The sequence below is a fragment of the Blastococcus sp. SYSU DS0973 genome, from assembly GCF_054051055.1.
The window spans coordinates 423,917-439,626 of the sequence record NZ_JBJHAN010000001.1 but is presented as its reverse complement, the minus strand read 5'-3'; the positions used below and the strand labels follow the sequence as shown (position 1 = coordinate 439,626).

14 protein-coding genes are annotated in these 15,710 nt (G+C 74.9%); 2 read left to right on the top strand and 12 right to left on the bottom strand.

What is annotated here, in order from left to right:
* Positions 1-156 precede the first annotated feature (156 nt).
* Genes ACI791_RS02150 through ACI791_RS02135 form a run of 4 tightly spaced genes read right to left on the bottom strand, consistent with a single transcriptional unit; the run spans position 157 to position 2,498 of the window.
* Complete coding sequence (locus tag ACI791_RS02150) at positions 157-516, bottom strand: LuxR family transcriptional regulator (protein ID WP_456584522.1); 360 nt, start codon at positions 514-516, stop codon at positions 157-159.
* A gap of 46 nt (positions 517-562) precedes the next feature.
* Positions 563-1,576 carry an NADPH:quinone reductase gene (locus ACI791_RS02145; RefSeq protein ID WP_456584521.1) on the bottom strand — a complete coding sequence of 338 codons (1,014 nt, stop codon included), beginning with the start codon at positions 1,574-1,576 and terminating at the stop codon, positions 563-565.
* A gap of 35 nt (positions 1,577-1,611) precedes the next feature.
* On the bottom strand, positions 1,612-2,028 hold the full coding sequence (locus tag ACI791_RS02140) for a hypothetical protein (RefSeq protein WP_456584520.1): 417 nt from the start codon (positions 2,026-2,028) through the stop codon (positions 1,612-1,614).
* 29 nt (positions 2,029-2,057) lie between these two features.
* Positions 2,058-2,498: a cupin domain-containing protein gene (locus ACI791_RS02135; RefSeq protein WP_456584519.1), complete on the bottom strand. Its 441-nt coding sequence runs from the start codon at positions 2,496-2,498 to the stop codon at positions 2,058-2,060.
* Positions 2,499-2,550: 52 nt separating this feature from the next.
* Here ACI791_RS02135 and ACI791_RS02130 point away from each other — a divergent pair, with 52 nt between their 5' ends.
* Entirely contained in the window at positions 2,551-3,384 is an 834-nt protein-coding gene (locus tag ACI791_RS02130) for an alpha/beta hydrolase (protein WP_456584518.1), read from the top strand.
* Between the two features lie 33 nt (positions 3,385-3,417).
* Here the strand turns inward: ACI791_RS02130 and ACI791_RS02125 are convergent, their stop codons facing one another.
* From ACI791_RS02125 to ACI791_RS02095, 7 genes are all read right to left on the bottom strand, one after another.
* Positions 3,418-6,027, bottom strand: a complete 2,610-nt coding sequence (locus ACI791_RS02125) for a bifunctional FO biosynthesis protein CofGH (RefSeq protein ID WP_456584517.1) — start codon at positions 6,025-6,027, stop codon at positions 3,418-3,420.
* Positions 6,028-6,173: 146 nt separating this feature from the next.
* Positions 6,174-7,019 carry an ABC transporter permease subunit gene (locus tag ACI791_RS02120; RefSeq protein WP_456584516.1) on the bottom strand — a complete coding sequence of 282 codons (846 nt, stop codon included), beginning with the start codon at positions 7,017-7,019 and terminating at the stop codon, positions 6,174-6,176.
* Entirely contained in the window at positions 7,016-7,975 is a 960-nt protein-coding gene (locus ACI791_RS02115; RefSeq protein ID WP_456584515.1) for an ABC transporter ATP-binding protein, read from the bottom strand. Before ACI791_RS02115 ends, ACI791_RS02120 begins: the two co-directional genes overlap by 4 nt.
* Before the next feature lie 19 nt (positions 7,976-7,994).
* Positions 7,995-9,080: a hypothetical protein gene (locus ACI791_RS02110; RefSeq protein ID WP_456584514.1), complete on the bottom strand. Its 1,086-nt coding sequence runs from the start codon at positions 9,078-9,080 to the stop codon at positions 7,995-7,997.
* Positions 9,064-9,585, bottom strand: coding sequence for a sigma-70 family RNA polymerase sigma factor (locus tag ACI791_RS02105; RefSeq protein ID WP_456584513.1), 522 nt, complete (start codon positions 9,583-9,585; stop codon positions 9,064-9,066). Before ACI791_RS02105 ends, ACI791_RS02110 begins: the two co-directional genes overlap by 17 nt.
* Positions 9,586-9,751: 166 nt before the next feature.
* Positions 9,752-11,380: a thiamine pyrophosphate-binding protein gene (locus ACI791_RS02100; protein ID WP_456584512.1), complete on the bottom strand. Its 1,629-nt coding sequence runs from the start codon at positions 11,378-11,380 to the stop codon at positions 9,752-9,754.
* 122 nt (positions 11,381-11,502) lie between these two features.
* Positions 11,503-12,015 (bottom strand): flavin reductase family protein, encoded by a 513-nt coding sequence (locus ACI791_RS02095; protein ID WP_456584511.1) that lies wholly within the window; start codon positions 12,013-12,015, stop codon positions 11,503-11,505.
* A 34-nt stretch (positions 12,016-12,049) separates the two neighbouring features.
* Here ACI791_RS02095 and ACI791_RS02090 point away from each other — a divergent pair, with 34 nt between their 5' ends.
* Positions 12,050-13,471: a dihydrolipoyl dehydrogenase family protein gene (locus ACI791_RS02090; protein ID WP_456584510.1), complete on the top strand. Its 1,422-nt coding sequence runs from the start codon at positions 12,050-12,052 to the stop codon at positions 13,469-13,471.
* 133 nt (positions 13,472-13,604) lie between these two features.
* On the opposite strand, the gene ACI791_RS02085 is transcribed toward ACI791_RS02090, so the two are convergent.
* Complete coding sequence (locus tag ACI791_RS02085) at positions 13,605-15,527, bottom strand: putative bifunctional diguanylate cyclase/phosphodiesterase (protein ID WP_456584509.1); 1,923 nt, start codon at positions 15,525-15,527, stop codon at positions 13,605-13,607.
* Positions 15,528-15,710 lie beyond the last annotated feature (183 nt).

Genomic DNA, 15,710 nt, shown 5'->3' with positions numbered 1-15,710 from the left:
GTTCGCGCCCGGGACGTCCCGCCCGGGCGCGTGTGCCGCGACGAGGCGGCGCGTGACCCCGGCGCCGGCACCGGCAAGCCCGAGCGGCTCAGCGGTGACCTCCTGGTGGTCCTCCAGGCCCGGTACCACTACTGAGGTGGGGCCGGCCGAAGCATGTCAGCGCGCGGCAGGCGCCCGCCGGGGCACCGCCACGGTCAGCAGGACGACGGCGTCCTCGTCGGCGTGCAGGCTGTGCCGGCGGTCGGGGACGGGAGTGACCTGCGAGCCGGTCAGCGGCACCGTCAGGTCGCCGGCCATCAGGCGCACAGCTCCGCGCACGACCAGCAGGCTGGCCGGGCCGGGGGTCTCGTGCTCGGCCAGCTCTGCGCCGGCGCGCAGGGCGATCACCGTCTGCCGCATTCCGTCGACCGGGTGCGGCAGCGTGCGCCCCGCCCGGCCCGCGTGCTCGGTGCGGGCCCGGTCGAGCAGCTCATCGGCGAGCACGGACAGATCCGTCGAGGTCTGGGTGCGGGCCATCACCCGAGGCTAGGCAGGGTCGGCCCCGCCGGCCACCACCGTCGGTTCACCGGGTGACGTCGACCAGCACCTTGCCGACGGCGCCGTCCTGCACCGCCTGGTGGGCGGCCGCGGTCTCGGCGAGGGGGAAGACGTGCAGCGGCAGCCCGGCATCGTCGCCGACCCGGATCGCGCCGTCGGCCACCGCGGTGGCGACGTCCTCGATGCCGAGCACCTTGGCCCGCTCCGGCTCGGTGTAGACGAGCACGAACTGCCAGCGGGCGTTGGGCCCCATCTGCGCACGCACCGGCACGGTGATCTCGGCTCCGCCGTCGTCGGCGTACATGGCGACCGCTCCGTGCATGCCGATCACCTGGGCGTCGACGGCGGCGTTGACCGCGGCCGACACCTCCACGATCGCATCGACGCCCTCCGGCGCGACCTTGCGAACCTCGGCGACGACGTCCTGCTCCCGGTAGTGGACGACGTGGTCGGCGCCGGCCGCCGCCGCGAGCTGGGCCTTGCGCGGGCTGCTCACCGTGGCGATCACGGTGGCGTCGGACCAGCGGGCGAGCTGGATCGCCGCGTTGCCGACGGCGCCGGCGCCGCCCTGCACGAGGACGGTGTGCCCGCTGAGGGTGCCGGGCCCGAGCCGGTCGGGCAGGGACTCGGCGACGGTGAGGCAGCGGTGCGCGGTCAGGAACGGGATGCCCAGGGCTGCGCCCAGCTCGAACGACGGGTCCTCGCCCAGCAGCACGACGTGCCGCGCCGGGACCACGGTGAACTCGGCGGCGGTGCCCCAGGCCCGCTGCCAGGCGGCCTCCCAGATCCACACCCGCTGGCCGAGCACCGCCGGGTCGACGCCCTGGCCGACGGCGTCGACGGTGCCGGAGCCGTCCTGGTTCGGCACCTGCCCGTCCGGTCCGGGCTGCGCCCTGGTCCGTGACTTCCAGTCGGTGGGGTTGACCCCGGAGAAGGCGACGCGGACGCGCACCTCGCCGGGGCCGGGCTCGGGCAGGGGGCGCTCGACGAGCTGCAGGACGTCGGGGCCACCGGGCTGGGTGTAGGAGATCGCTCGCACGGTGGCCCGCTACCCGGCCACCGGCCGACGATGCGTCAGCCGGGAGGTGCGTCGTCGTCGGTGGGCCACTCGGGCACCGGGAGCCCGGCGAGGAGCAGCATCCGCTCGACGGTCTGCTCCACGACCTCGTCGGTCGGCGGCGCCCCGCCGGGCGAGGCCAGCAGCCGCCGCACCTCGGCCGGCTCCACCCCCGTGCCGACGGCGTCGCGCACCCACCGGGCGAAGCCGGCGGCCTCGGCGTCGATGTCGACCGGAGCGGAGGCGTCCGGTTCGTCGAAGTACACGCGGGGCTCGTAGCCGAGGAAGAACCTGCCGCCGGAGGCGTCGGCCGCCCGGTAGTCGACGGTCGCGATGTCGCTGTCGTGGACGTCGACCATCAGGAACGGCACCGCGGTCGGCCGTCCCGTGCGCCAGCGACCCTCGCTGTAGACGAGCGTGCCGAAGTAACCCATGGGCCGAGGCTAGCCGTCGGTCCGGACGGTCAGAGCTCGGTGAGCGAGCCCGGCGCGAGGTTGACCACGACCGCCTCCTGGCTGCTGCGCGCCAGGACGACGACCGCCTCCTCGTCGCCCGGGTTCTCCTCGCGGTGCGGCGTCCACGGCGGCACGAACACGTAGTCGCCGGGCTCCGGGGTCAGCCGGACCTCCTCGCCGTCGCGGGCGAAGACGAACACCGGCCGGCCGGAGACGACGTAGATGCCGGTCTCGGAGTCGCCGTGGTGGTGGTTCGCCGACGCGGTGCCCGCCGCGACGTGCGCCTCGCCCATCCAGACCTTCTCCGCCCCGACGCTCTTGCCGGACACCGCTTCCCTGCGGGTCATGCCGCTGCTCTGGCCGGTGTCGGTCGAGAGCTCGGCCGCCCGGACGTGGCGCAGCGGCGCGTGCCAGTGGTCGGTGCCGCCGGCGGTGGAGTCGCGTGCCATGCACGGACGCTAGCGCTGGTACGCCCCGCACGGCAGGCGGGACCATCGGGAGGTGGTGCGCAGGGCAGTGGTGGGTGCGGCCGGCGTCGTCCTGCTGTGCACTGTCCTCGTGGGCCTGCTCTGGGCGTTCCAGCGCCACCTGATCTACCTGCCCGACGCCGGGCCGGTCCCCCCGGCGGCGGAGGCCGTCCCGGGTGCACGGGAGGTCGTGCTCGAGACCGAGGACGGGCTGCGGCTGGCCGGCTGGTTCGTCCCGGGCCGGACGCCGCACGCTCCCGGGGTGCTGGTCGCCAACGGCAACGGCGGCCACCGGGGCATGCGGGCCCCGCTGGCGCGTGCGCTCGCCTCGGAAGGTCTCGCCGTGCTGCTCTTCGACTACCGCGGCTACGGCGGCAACCCGGGCAGCCCGAGCGAGGCGGGGCTGGCGCTCGACGCCCGTGCGGCACGGACGTACCTGCTCGACCGGGCGCAGGTTCCGCCCGACCGGCTCGTGTACTTCGGCGAGAGCCTCGGCGCGGCCGTCGCGACCGAGCTGGCGAGCGAGCACCCACCGGCGGGCCTCGTGCTGCGCTCACCCTTCGTCGACCTCGCCGCGGTGGGCGGCGAGCACTACCCGTTCCTGCCGGTGCGGTCGCTGCTGCGCGACCGCTACCCGGTGGCCGAGCTGGTCCGCCGGGTCCAGGTGCCCACCACCGTGGTCTACGGCGCTGCCGACTCCATCGTGCCGCCGGCGCAGAGCCGGGCGGTGGCCGACGCCGCCGCCCGGCTGCACCGGGTGGTGGAGGTCCCGGGTGCCGACCACAACGATTTCGTCCTGCTCACCGGGGAGGAGGTGGTCACGGCGGTCGTCGAACTCGCGCGGCCTTCTCTCAGGGGCCCGCCCTGAGCCGGCGAGGGGTGGGGGTGAGGAGGTCCTCTGTCAGCGGGGGGTGATCGAGAGGGTGAGCCGGGCGCGGCCCTCGTCGGAGCGCGCGGTGGCCAGGCGCTCGGCCGAGGGGGTGCCGTACTCGGTGGTCCGCTGGCGGGCCGGGCGGCCGATCGCGGCGGCCATCGCCTCCAGCTCGGCGATGGTCTTCAGCGAGCCGTTCTCGCTGCCGGCCATCCGGCTGATCGTCTCCTCCATCAGCGTGCCGCCGAGGTCGTTGGCCCCGCCGCGCAGCACCGCCTGGGTGCCGGCGTCGCCGAGCTTGACCCACGAGGTCTGGATGTTGGGGATGCGGCCGTGCAGCAGCAGGCGGGCGACGGCGTGGACGGCCCGGTTCTCCCGCACGGTCGGACCGGGTCGGGCGACCCCGGCCAGGTAGATCGGTGAGTTGTGGTGCACGAAGGGGAGCAGCACGAACTCGCTGAAGCCGCCGGTGCGGTCCTGCAGGCGGCTGAGGGTGCGCAGGTGGGCGACCCAGTGGGCGGGGGTGTCGACGTGGCCGTACATCATCGTCGACGTCGTCGGGATGCCGACCTCGTGCGCGGTGCCGATGATCTCCAGCCAGGTCGCCGTCGGCAGTTTGCCCTTGGTGAGCACCCAGCGGACGTCGTCGTCGAGGATCTCCGCCGCGGTGCCGGGGATCGAGTCCAGCCCGGCCGCCTTGGCCTCGGTCAGGAAGTCGCGGAACGACAGCCCGGTGCGGGCCGCGCCGTTGACGATCTCCATGGGGCTGAACGCGTGCAGGTGGATGCCGGGCTGCCGGGCCTTCACCTCGCGGGCCAGGTCGAAGTAGGCGGTGCCGGGCAGGTCGGGATGGATACCGCCCTGCATGCAGATCTCGGTGGCCCCGGCGGCCCACGCCTCGTCGACCCGGTCGCCGACCTGCTCCATCGACAGCGTGTACGCGTCGGCGTCGGTGCGCCGCTGGGCGAACGCGCAGAACCGGCAGCCGGTGTAGCAGACGTTGGTGAAGTTGATGTTCCGGTTCACGACGTAGGTGACGTCGTCGCCGTTGACGTCCGCGCGGACGGCGTCGGCGAGTGCGCAGAGGTTCTCCAGATCGGCGCCGTCGGCGCCCAGCAGCGCCAGGTACTCGGCGTCGGTCAGCCCGGCCGGGTCGGCCTCGGCGTGCAGCAGCGCCGCCAGCACCTCGGGGTCACCGCCGGACCGCGCCGTGGAGGACCCGTCGCGGGCGCTCTCGGTGCGGTCGCGGAGCTCGGCCCAGTCGCCGTAGACGGCGTCGAAGTCGCTGCGCCGGTCGGTGCTGCGCCCGATGGTGTCGACTTCGACGTGCAGGTCGACCCGCCCGGTCGCCGCGGTGCCCCACTCCTCGTCCGGCTCCTGCCACGGCAGCCCGGCCGGCATCCGGCCCTCGACGGCGAGCCCGTCGGGGCCGGCCAGCGCGGCGACGTGGGGCCGGACCCGGGGGTCCAGCCACGGCTCGGGCTGCAGTACGTAGCCCGGCTGGGCGGCCAGCCGCTCGCGCAGCACGAACCCGGCGTGATCGGAGAGCTTGGCCAGTTCCTCCACGTTGGGCCAGGGCCGCTCGGGGTTGACGTGGTCGGGCGTCAGCGGTGACACGCCGCCCCAGTCGTCCACCCCGGCGCGCAGCAGCAAGCCCAGCTCGGTGGCGTCCGACAGGTTCGGCGGCGCCTGGACGCGCGCCTTCGGGCCGAGCAGCAGCCGGGTGACCGCGACCGCGGCGACGTACTCCTGAAGCTCCAGATCGGCGGAGGCCTGCATCGCAGTCCGCGGCTTGGCCCGGAAGTTCTGCACGATGACCTCCTGCACGTGCCCGTGCCGCTGCGCTGCGGCCCGGATCTGCAGCACGGCGTCGACCCGCTCGGCGTAGTCCTCGCCGATGCCCAGCAGCACACCGGTGGTGAAAGGGACGGCGCAGCGGCCGGCGTCCTCCAGCACCCGCAGCCGGACGGCGGGCTCCTTGTCGGGGCTGCCGAAGTGCGGGCCGCCGGGCTGCGACCACAGCCGGGTCGCCGTCGTCTCCAGCATCATCCCCATCGACGCCGACACCGGCTTGAGCCGCTGGATCTCCTCCCACGACAGGACGCCGGGGTTCAGATGCGGCAGCAGCCCGGTCTCCTCCAGCACCCGGATCGCCATCGCCCGCAGGTAGCCCAGCGTCGAGTCGAAGCCGTGCGCCTCCAGCCACTGCGCGGCGACCGGCCAGCGGTCCTCCGGGCGGTCGCCGAGGGTGAACAGCGCCTCCTTGCAGCCCATGGCCGCACCAGCGCGGGCGATGTCGAGCACCTCGTCGGGGGAGAGGTAGGGCGCCTTGCCCTCGGCGCGCAGCTGCCCCGGCGTGGTCACGAACGTGCAGTAGTGGCAGCGGTCGCGGCACAGGTGGGTCAGCGGGATGAACACCTTGCGGCTGTAGGTCACCACGCCCGGCCGCCCGGCGCTGGTGAGCCCCGCGTCGCGCACCCGGCCGGCGGCGGTGAGCAGCCGGTCCAGCGGCTCGCCCTCGCCCAGGCCGCGCGCGTGCAGCAGGGTCTCGGCCTCGGTCGCGTCCAGGGAGACACCCCGTTCGGCGCGGACCAGGGCACGGCGGACGGCGGACTCGGTGGGCGCAGGCGCATCGCTCATAGCGCGTCCGACGCTAGCCCCGCCGGCCAGGAGATGTGCGCCCGCCCCGGCCGGGGAGGTGTTCCGCGCAGGCTAGTGCCCTGCCCACAGGCGTGGGCAGGGCACTAGCCTGCGCGGTAACCCGGTGGTGCCCGTCGTAGGACTGCTCAGATGTCGCGGCGCTGGAAGGAGAGCGCGGTCAGCCCCAGGATCACCGCGACCCACACCGCCGCCCACGCGAGGTAGGCCGGCGTCAGCGCCGCATCGCTGAGGAACGGGAAGCCGCCCTCGGGGCCCATCTGCATCAGCGCCGTCCGGTCCTGGAAGGCGTTCATGGCACCGCGCCACAGCCCGTCGGTGGGCAGCAGCACCCGCGAGACGCTGCCGACCCGCTCGACGCCCTCGTTGCCCAGCGCCCCGCCGATGCCGCCGACGACGCCGGCGACCCAGGTGGCCCCGAAGAGCCCGACCGCGATGATGCCCGACGCCATCGGCGAGACGACGCTGGACAGCAGCAGGGCCAGCGTCAGCAGCACGACCGTCTCGGCCGCGAGCAGGGCGAGCCCGGTGGCCGGCGACGGCGGCCAGTAACCGACGACGCCGCGCACGACGAGCAGCTGCGCCAGACCGGCGAGCACCACGTAGCCGCAGCCGAAGGTGAGCAGGCCCAGCCACTTGCCGATCAGCACCGACGACCGGCGGACCGGCCGGGCCAGCATCGCCAGCGCCTGGCCCGACTCGACCTCGCCGGCGAGCGTCGGCCCGGCCAGGAACGCCGTGCCGATCGCCGCGATGAGGCTGAAGCCGAACATGATCAGGTTGACCAGCATCGAGGCGACCAGGCGGGCCTCCCCGCTGGTCAGCGTGCCCAGCTCGGTGTCCAGGCCGATCAGCTTCGAGAACCCCCAGCCGCTGAGCGCGAGCAGCACCACGGTCAACGCCAGCAGCGCCCGGACGACCTTGCGCCGGGACGCCTCCCGCAGGGTGAGGCCTGCGACGGTCAGCGCCGTCACGGCGTCGGCTCCTCGTGCCGGAGGACGGCGAGCAGCCGTTCCTCGAGGCTGATGCGCACCGGCTCGACGGCGTGCACCCGCACGCCGAGGGCGACCAGGTCGGCCACCAGGTCGGGCACGGTCACGCCGTCGTCCTCGGACGACAGCGCGACGGTGAACCAGTCGCCGCTGCGCGTCAGCGTGCCGGCCGCCCGCAGCCGCTCCTCGACCTGCCGGTCGACGCCGGCCAGCCGCAGCCGGACCTCGCGCTGCCCGAGCAGCTCGGCCAGGGTGCCCGACGCCGCCACCTGCCCTCTGTCGAGGATCACCACCCGGTCGCACACCCGCTCCACCTCGCCGATCAGGTGCGAGTTGAGCAGCACCGCGACGCCGCGGGACTTCAGCGCGAGGACGAGGTCGCGGACGTCGACCCGGCCCAGCGGGTCCAGCGCGCTGGTCGGCTCGTCGAGGACGACCAGCTGCGGCCGGGCGACCAGGGCGACGGCCAGGCCCAGCCGCTGCTGCATGCCCTTGGAGAAGCTGCCGACGCGGTCCCCGGCCCGTTCGGCGAGGCCGACGAGCGCCAGGCACTCGCGGCGCTCCTCGGCGGGGACGGCGAGGCGGGACAGCTTCACGTGCAGGTCCAGCACCTCGGCCGCGGTCAGCCACGGCTGGTAGCGGAACAGCTCGGGCAGGTACCCGACGTCGCTGCGGGAGCGCGGGTCCGACGACGGCCGCCCGAGCAGCAGCACCTCCCCGGCGTCGGGCCGCACCAGGCCGAGCAGCATCTTGATGACGCTGGTCTTCCCGGCGCCGTTGGGGCCGAGCAGGCCGACGACCTCACCGCGGCCGACGCTGAAGGACACGTCCTCGACGGCGGTCCGGCGTCCGTACCGCTTGCGCAGCCCGGAGCACCAGACCGCCGGGGACGGCGGCAGGTCGTCGAGCCCGCGGGCCGCGGGGGCGTTCGAGGTCACGCCGCGGACGGTAGCGGCGTCAGCGGAGGTCACGGGCGACCGCGAGGAGCTCGTCGGCGCTGAGCGTCCCGGCCACGCCGGTCATCACGCCGTCCTCCACCCAGACCACGCCGGCGAAGAGCCCGTTGCGGGTGGTGAGCACCGTCGCCTCCGACCCGTCGACGTCGGCGGTCGAGCTGGTCACCATCTCCGCCGGGACCGGCAGCGGCAGCGTCGCGGCGTCGGTGGAGAGGTCGCGCAGCTGGTCGGCGAGGCCGTCGGGGAGGCCGGGCAGCGACAGCAGGTAGTCGCGGACGGTCTCGAACGGCACGCCTGACGAGAACACCTTCGGCGCGCCCACCCGGGCGACGACGAGGGTCGGCACGCCGGTCGGCTGCGACCACATCGCCGCGACCCCGGGACCGGCCTCGAACCGGATCTGGCTGCCGTCGAGACCGGCCGGCGGAGGAGGCAGGACCTCGCCCTCGGCGGCTGCGGCCTGCGCCGCCTTGTCGGCCGAGAAGGTGAAGGCGGCGCCCACGACGCCGGCCACCTGGTAGGTCGGCTTTCCGGTCACGCCCTCGGGCAGCTCGGTGACCTCCGGGACGTCGAGACCGGTGCGCTCGCGCGCGGTCGCGGCGTCGGCCACCTGCTCGGGGTCGGGCTCCTCGGTGATCTGCAGGTCGCCGTAGGACGAGAGGTCGGGCACCTGCACCAGATCGGTGGCGGTGACCTCGACCGGGTCGACCCGCTCGGTCTGGAAGATCGGCAGCCAGTCGTTGGCGGCCGCGACCCCCGCGCCGGTCAGCAGGACCACCGCGCCGAGCGCGGCCACGGCGGGACGCCGGACCGCCGTGCCCCAGCGGTTGCGCCCGGCACTGCGCGCCGGACGGAAGGCGGTCACGGTCGACGGGGCGGAGGCGGCGGAGAACCGGGCCCACGCCGCGTCCGTGTCCACGGCGCCGGATCCGCCGAGCGCCGCCCCGACGAGGTGTGCGTCGGCGCGGGCGTCGTCCAGGGCGCGGGAGCAGACGGCGCAGCCGGCCACGTGCGCGCGGTCGGCGTCGGAGACTCCGGCGGGCTCGTCGATCAGCCGGCGGAGGACGCCCTCATTCGGGTGACGCATGACGGTTCAGCTCCTTGCGAAGGGCGGATTCGGCGCGGCGCACGGTGGTGCCGACGCTGCCGGGGGACAGACCGAGCGCGGTGGCGACCTCGGCGTAGCTCAGACCGCTGTGGCGCAGCACGAGCGCGGTCGCCTGCGTGCGGGGCAGCCGGGCGAGGGCCGCCCGGACGCGGCTGCGGTCCTCGAGGGTGAGCACCGTGTCGGCCACGTCGGGTGCGACGGATTCGGCGGCGGAGGCCACCGACTCCTCCCGGGAGGCCCGGCGGCGCCCCGAGCGGATCAGGTTCAGCGCGGTGTGGGCCGCGGCGACCGACAGCCAGCCGGCGGCCTCGGCGGCGGGGACCGGCGAGCGGCCGAAGGACAGGAAGACCTCCTGCGCGACGTCCTCGGCCTGGTCGCGGGAGCCGAGCACCCGGGCGGCGACCCCGACCACCCGCTGGTACTCCCGGCGGAAGACCTCCTCGAGGTCGGGCCGCACCGCGTCGCGGGTCGCTGCTGCCGGCACGCCGCCCGTCCCTCCGACCCGGCCCACGCGACCGGGGAATGTCAGGACGGCCGCCGCTGCCGGCCGTCCGTGCCGTACGAGGTCCATGCACGGATAGCACCGCCGGGCCCGCGGATGTGACAACCGGCGTCGGACCCCGGCCGCGACCGGACCCACGACGGACCGGTCACTCCGCCCATCGGGGAGAGGTCGTCCGCGGCGGGGTCAGCGTCGCCTCGGTGACGACCAGTCGCGGCTTCCCGCTGGACAGGGCCGTGCCCAGTGCCTCCGCCAGCGGCTGACCGAGCCCGGTGGCCCGCGTCGCCGGAATGCCGAAGGACTCGGCGAGCGCGGCGAAGTCCGGGCGGAGGAGGTCGACGCCGCGGTGTTCGTCGCCGGCGTGGTCCTGGTCGTAGCGCAGCATGCCGTAACCGCCGTCGTCGACGACGAGGACCGTGACGGGGAGGTTCTCCTGGGCGATGGTCGCCAGCTCACCCACCGCGAACATGAAGCCGCCGTCGCCGCAGACGGCGAGCACCGGCCGGTCGCCGAGCACCCCGGGGCCGACCGAGGCAGGCAGGGCGTACCCGAGCGTTCCCCACCCGACGGGGTACTGGAGCGTCCGCGGCCGCTGGACCGTGGCGTAGCCGCCGAACCAGTAGCCGGGGATCGCCATGTCGGCGACGACGACCGTGCCGTCCGGCATCGCGGTGTGCAGCGACTCGAGCAGCTCCAGCCCGGCCGCGGCACGGGGATCGCCGGACAGCCGGTTCCAGCAGCGGGCGCGGACCTCGCTCACCCGTCCGGCCACCGCGGGCCGGGGCCCGGTCGGGAGGGCGAGCAACGACTGCAGCGCCTGCTTGGCATCGCCGAGCACCGCGACGTCGAACGGGTAGTTCTTGGTGAGGTCCTCGGCGGCGCAGTTGATCGTCGCCATGGCCCGGGGCAACGGCATGGACCAGTTGCGGGTCATCATCCCGTCGAAGTCGCTGCCGATGCCGATCAGCAGGTCGGCGCCCGCCACCAGGTCGGCGATCTCGGGCTCGTGCGGGGGGAGCCCCACCAGATACGGGGAGTCCGGCGGGAGGATGCCGCGGGCGGTGTAGGTGGTGATGACGGGGGCCTGCAACCGCTCGGCGAGCGCCGCTACCTGCTCGGCCGCGTCGGCCTGCACGGCCCCACCGCCGACCCACAGGACGACCGACGGCGACTTCTCGACCAACTCGTGCAGGGCCTGGATCGACGCGGCCTCCGGGGCGACCCGGGTGATCGGGTGCCGGGGAACAGCCGGAGCGGGCTGGCTCAGGACGTCGGTGGGGATGTCGATGTAAACCGGGCCGCGCGGGCAGGTCATCGCCGTCCGGATCGCATCGGCGACGGCCGCACTCGCCTCCTCGGCGGTCCGGGGCCGGAACACCGCCTTCGCCAGGGGTTCGAAGATCCCCGCCTGGTTCCGCGATTCGTGCAGGATGCCGCGGCTCACCCCCGGGCGGGCCAGCTTCGTCGACACCTCGCTGGCCACGAGGACCAGCGGCGTGCCTGAGGCGGCGGCCTCGCCGAAGGCGCCGGCGGCGTTCGCGGCGCCGGGGCCGGTGGTGGTCAGTGCGACCCCCAGACCTGCGGTGGCGCGGGCGAGGCCGTCGGCGGCGTAGACCGCTGTCTGCTCGTGGCGGACTCCGACGATCCGGGGCAGGCCGGGGCCGGTCTCCCGCCAGAACGACAGGTTGTGCACCCCGGGGAGCCCGAAGGCGGTCTGCACACCGGCGGCCGCGAATGCTTCGAGGATCCGCCTCGCGACGGGCTGCGGCGAACTCATCGGTGAGCCTCTCTGTCGGACGGCCCGGGATCGGGTCGGGGCGCGTAGGGGGACAGTCTCGCCGTGGGAACGGACTTCCGCGCTGCACGGCTCCGCTCGCGGGCTCCGTCGATCGCGGTCGCTCAGCCCCGCCCGGCTGCGGCTCCCGTCTCGTCGACGAAGCGGCCGCGCACCCGCAGCAGGGGTGGCGCGGCCGGGTTCAGCACGGGCACGGCCTCGACCCGCAGGAGGGCGAGCACGTGGTCGCCGGCCTCGGCCAGCCGCTCCAGGCGGCAGTCCAGGGCGGCCGGGGCATCGCGCAGGACGATGGCGCCGCTGCCCTCCGCCCTGGTCCAGGGCACCGTCTCCAGCAGGTGCCGCGCGCTGGGCCGCCCGGCGGAGGCGAACCGGGACGCGACGATGGCGTGCGGCGCGGCCAGCACGGTCAGCGCGCAGCTGCCCACCGCCTCGAGCACCTCGGCGGGGTACCCGTCGGCGGTCAGGCCGACGGCGACCAGCGGCGGTGCGGCCGACACGCTCATGACCGAGCTGACCGTCGTCCCGACGTCGTCGATGTCGTCCCGCACGGTCAGCAGGCACACCCCGGCGGCGTACTGGGCCAGGGCGGCGGTGAACTCGGGGGCGTCGAGCGGCATGGCGGCCAGTCGACCACACGACCAGGATGAACCGGTGAGCGGAGCCGAGCGCACGTACGACGTCGTGGTCCTGGGAGCGGGGTCGACCGGGGAGAACGTCGCCGACGTCGTCGTGCGGGGCGGGCTGTCGGCGGTCCTCGTCGAGCCCGAGCTGGTCGGCGGCGAGTGCTCCTACTGGGCGTGCATGCCGAGCAAGACGCTGCTGCGGGGCACCGAGGTGCTCGCGGAGGCGCGGGCCGTGCAGGGCGCGGCGGCGGCGGTGACGGGGGAGCAGGACGTCGCGGCCACGCTCGCCCGCCGCGACTCGTTCACCTCGCACTGGGACGACTCGGGCCAGGTCGAGTGGGTGCACGGCGCCGGCATCGACCTGCTCCGGGGCGCCGGCCGGCTCGACGGCGAGCGCACCGTCGTCGTCACCGCCGACGACGGGACGACGACCCGGCTGACCGCCCGCCACGCGGTCGCCGTCTGCACGGGCTCGGCCGCCACCGTGCCCCCCGTCGAGGGGCTGGCCGACGTCGACGCCTGGGGGCCGCGCGAGGCGACCAGCGCCGAGGAGGCCCCGGGCCGGCTCCTGGTGCTCGGGGGCGGCTACGTCGGCTGCGAGATGGCCACCGCCTGGCAGGCCCTCGGTTCGCAGGTGACCGTGCTGCAGCGCGGCGACCGGCTGCTGCCGCGCCTGGAGCCACAGGCCGGGGAGGCGGTCGCCGGGTCGCTGCGGAAGGCCGGCGTCGACGTCCGGCTGGGCACGGAGGTGACCGCCGCGCGCCGGGACGGCCCCGAGGTGGTGCTCACGACGGCGGACGGCGAGGTCCGCGGCGACGAGGTGCTGGTCGCGATCGGCCGCTCGGCCCGCACCACCGACATCGGCGCCGGCACCGTCGGTCTGGAGCCGGGGGAGTACCTCTCCGTCGACGCCACGCTGCGGGTGGAGGGGATCCCCTGGCTCTACGGCGTCGGCGACGTCAACGGCCGGGCGCAGCTCACCCACATGGGCAAGTACCAGGCCCGCCAGGCCGGGGCCGCGATCGTCGCGCGGGCCCGCGGCGAGCAGGTCGACACGGCACCGTGGTCGCCGTTCGTGGACACCGCCGACGACGTCGCGACGCCGTCGGTGGTCTTCACCGATCCACAGATCGCCAGCGTCGGTCGGACCGCCGCCGAGGCGCAGGAGGCGGGCCTGCCGCACCGCGTCGTCGAGTACCCCATCGGCAGCGTGTCCGGCGCCGCGGTCTTCGCCGACGGCTACACCGGGACGGCGATCGCGGTCGTCGACACAGAGCGCGAGGTGCTGCTCGGGGTCACCTTCGTCGGCCCGGCGGTCGCCGAGCTGCTGCACGCGGCGACGATCGCCGTCGTCGGCGAGGTGCCGATCGCGCGGCTGTGGCACGCCGTTCCCGCCTATCCGACGATCAGCGAGATCTGGCTGCGGCTGCTGGAGACCTACCGCGGCTGACCGGGAACCCCGGCGGACCGGGGCCGGTGGGCGTGCCCCTGGCCCTGCCGCGACGCTGAGCACCCCCGTCTGTGCACGAACGGTCGTCATCCGGTGCGGACGACGACCGTTCGTGCACGAGCGGCGGGGGCGACTACTCGTCGGGGTCGGCGAGCTCGTCGAAGAGCGTGCGGGCGGTGAGCCGGCCGGTGTCGGTGCCGTCGTGCCCCTCGGGGGTCGACGGCCTCCGCTGCCGGGGGAGCGCGGGCGGGGGCTCGGGCAGCAGCTCGCCGGCGACGTCCTCGGCCGGGGCCTCGGTCACCTCGCCGATGAGCACCTCGGTCGGGCTGGGCAGCGGCGCCGGGCGGCCGAACGCGTAGCCCTGGGCCATGGCGCAGCCGTGGTCGAGCAGCCAGGCGGCCTGGTCGAGGTCCTCGATGCCCTCGGCGATCACCTGCAGGCCCATGCCGCGGCCCAGCTGCAGCAGGCCGTGCACGAGTGCGGCGGTCGAAGGCTGGGTGACCACGTCGGCCACGAACGAGCGGTCGATCTTCACCGTGTGGATGGGCAGCCGGTGCAGCGCGGTGATGGCCGAGTAGCCGGTGCCGAAGTCGTCCAGGGCGAGCGTGACGCCCTGGTCGGTGACGACGGCGACCGAGTGCAGCGTGGCCTCCGCGGCGAACAGGGCCGTGGACTCGGTGATCTCCAGCTCGAGCCGGTGCGGCGGGAGGCCGGACTCCTCCAGCGCGGCCGCGACGAGCTCGCTGAAGCCGTCCTCGGCGAGGTGGCGGGCGGAGATGTTGACGTGCACCCGCAGGTCGTCGGACCAGGTGGCGGCGTCCAGGCAGGCCCGCCGGAGCACCCACGCCCCGAGCTTCGAGGTGAGCCGGTTGTTCTCCGCGGCGTCGAGGAACGCGCCGGGCGGCAGCAGGCCCCGGGTGGGGTGCTGCCAGCGGATCAGCGCCTCGTAGCCGAGCAGCGTCTCGTCGGCGAGGTGCACGATCGGCTGGTAGAACAGCCGCAGCTCGTCGTGGTCGAGGGCGTGCCGCAGGTCGGTCTCCAGCTGCAGCGCGTCGACGTCGTTGCGGTTGAGCGCTCCCTCGTGCACCTCGATGCGGGCGCGCTGGCCGTCGGCCTTGGCCTTCGTCAGCGCGCTCTGCGCCTGGCGGAGCAGGTCGTCGGGGGGCATGTCGGCGCCGAGGGTGAGCCCGACGCTGGCCGACAGCGTGACCTCCCGGCCGTTCACCACGAACGCCTCGTCGAGCACGCTCAGCAGGCGGTCGGCCAGCGCCCGCAGGCCGTCGAGGTCCTCGACGTCCTCGGCGACGACCAGGAACTCGTCGGCGCCCAGGCGCACGGCGGTGTCCTCGACCCGGGTGCTCCAGCGCAGCCGGTCGGCGAACTGGCTGAGCAGCAGGTCGCCGGCCTCGTGGCCGAGGGCGTCGTTGACGGCCTGGAACCGGTCGATGTTGAGGTGCACCAGGCCGACCTGCAGGCCCCGGCGGCGGGAGAGCGCGACGGCGTGGCGCAGCCGGTCGGTGAGCGCGCGGCGGTTGGGGAGCCCGGTCAGCGGGTCCATGAACGCGCGGCGGACGGCGTCCTCCTCCGCGCGGCGCCGGTCGGTGACGTCGACCAGCGAGAGGACGACGAACTGCGGCGTCCCGTTGTTCTGCCGCACCACCTCGTGCGACTGGACCACCCACAGCTCGGTGCCGTCGGAGCGGCGCAGCCGGCGCTCGCCGTCGAGGAGCAGGTTGGGGTCCAGGTCGGGTTCCCCGGGAGCCGGCTGCAGCCCGAGGTCGCCCACCGGCGGGTCGTCGGGGTGGGCCAGCAGGTCGACGTGCCGGCCGGACAGGCTCTCGGCGGTGCGGCCGGTGAGGGCGCACATCCGCGGGTTGGCGACCAGTACGTGCCCGTCGAGGTCGACGAGGGCCTTGGCGATCGGTGCGGAGAGGAACAGGGCCTGGAACAGCTGGCCCCGGTCGGCGAGCAGCGTGTCGATCGCCCGCAAGCGCTGCCCGGCGGCGCCGCCAGGCGCGCCCGGGGGCCGGGGCGTCTCGGATGCGGGAGGGCTCACCGGGACAGCGTCACGCATTGCAGGCAAGAAGTGACGGAACCGCGTCACGGAGAGTCGTGGTCAGCCCGTCACAGAGCGTCGCATCCGGACGCATCCGCCCCACCGGTCGCACCTGCTACGGAGGATCTGCCACAAGCACCGGGAATCCGGACCGCCCCCACCGCGCTGGTGCGGCAGACATCG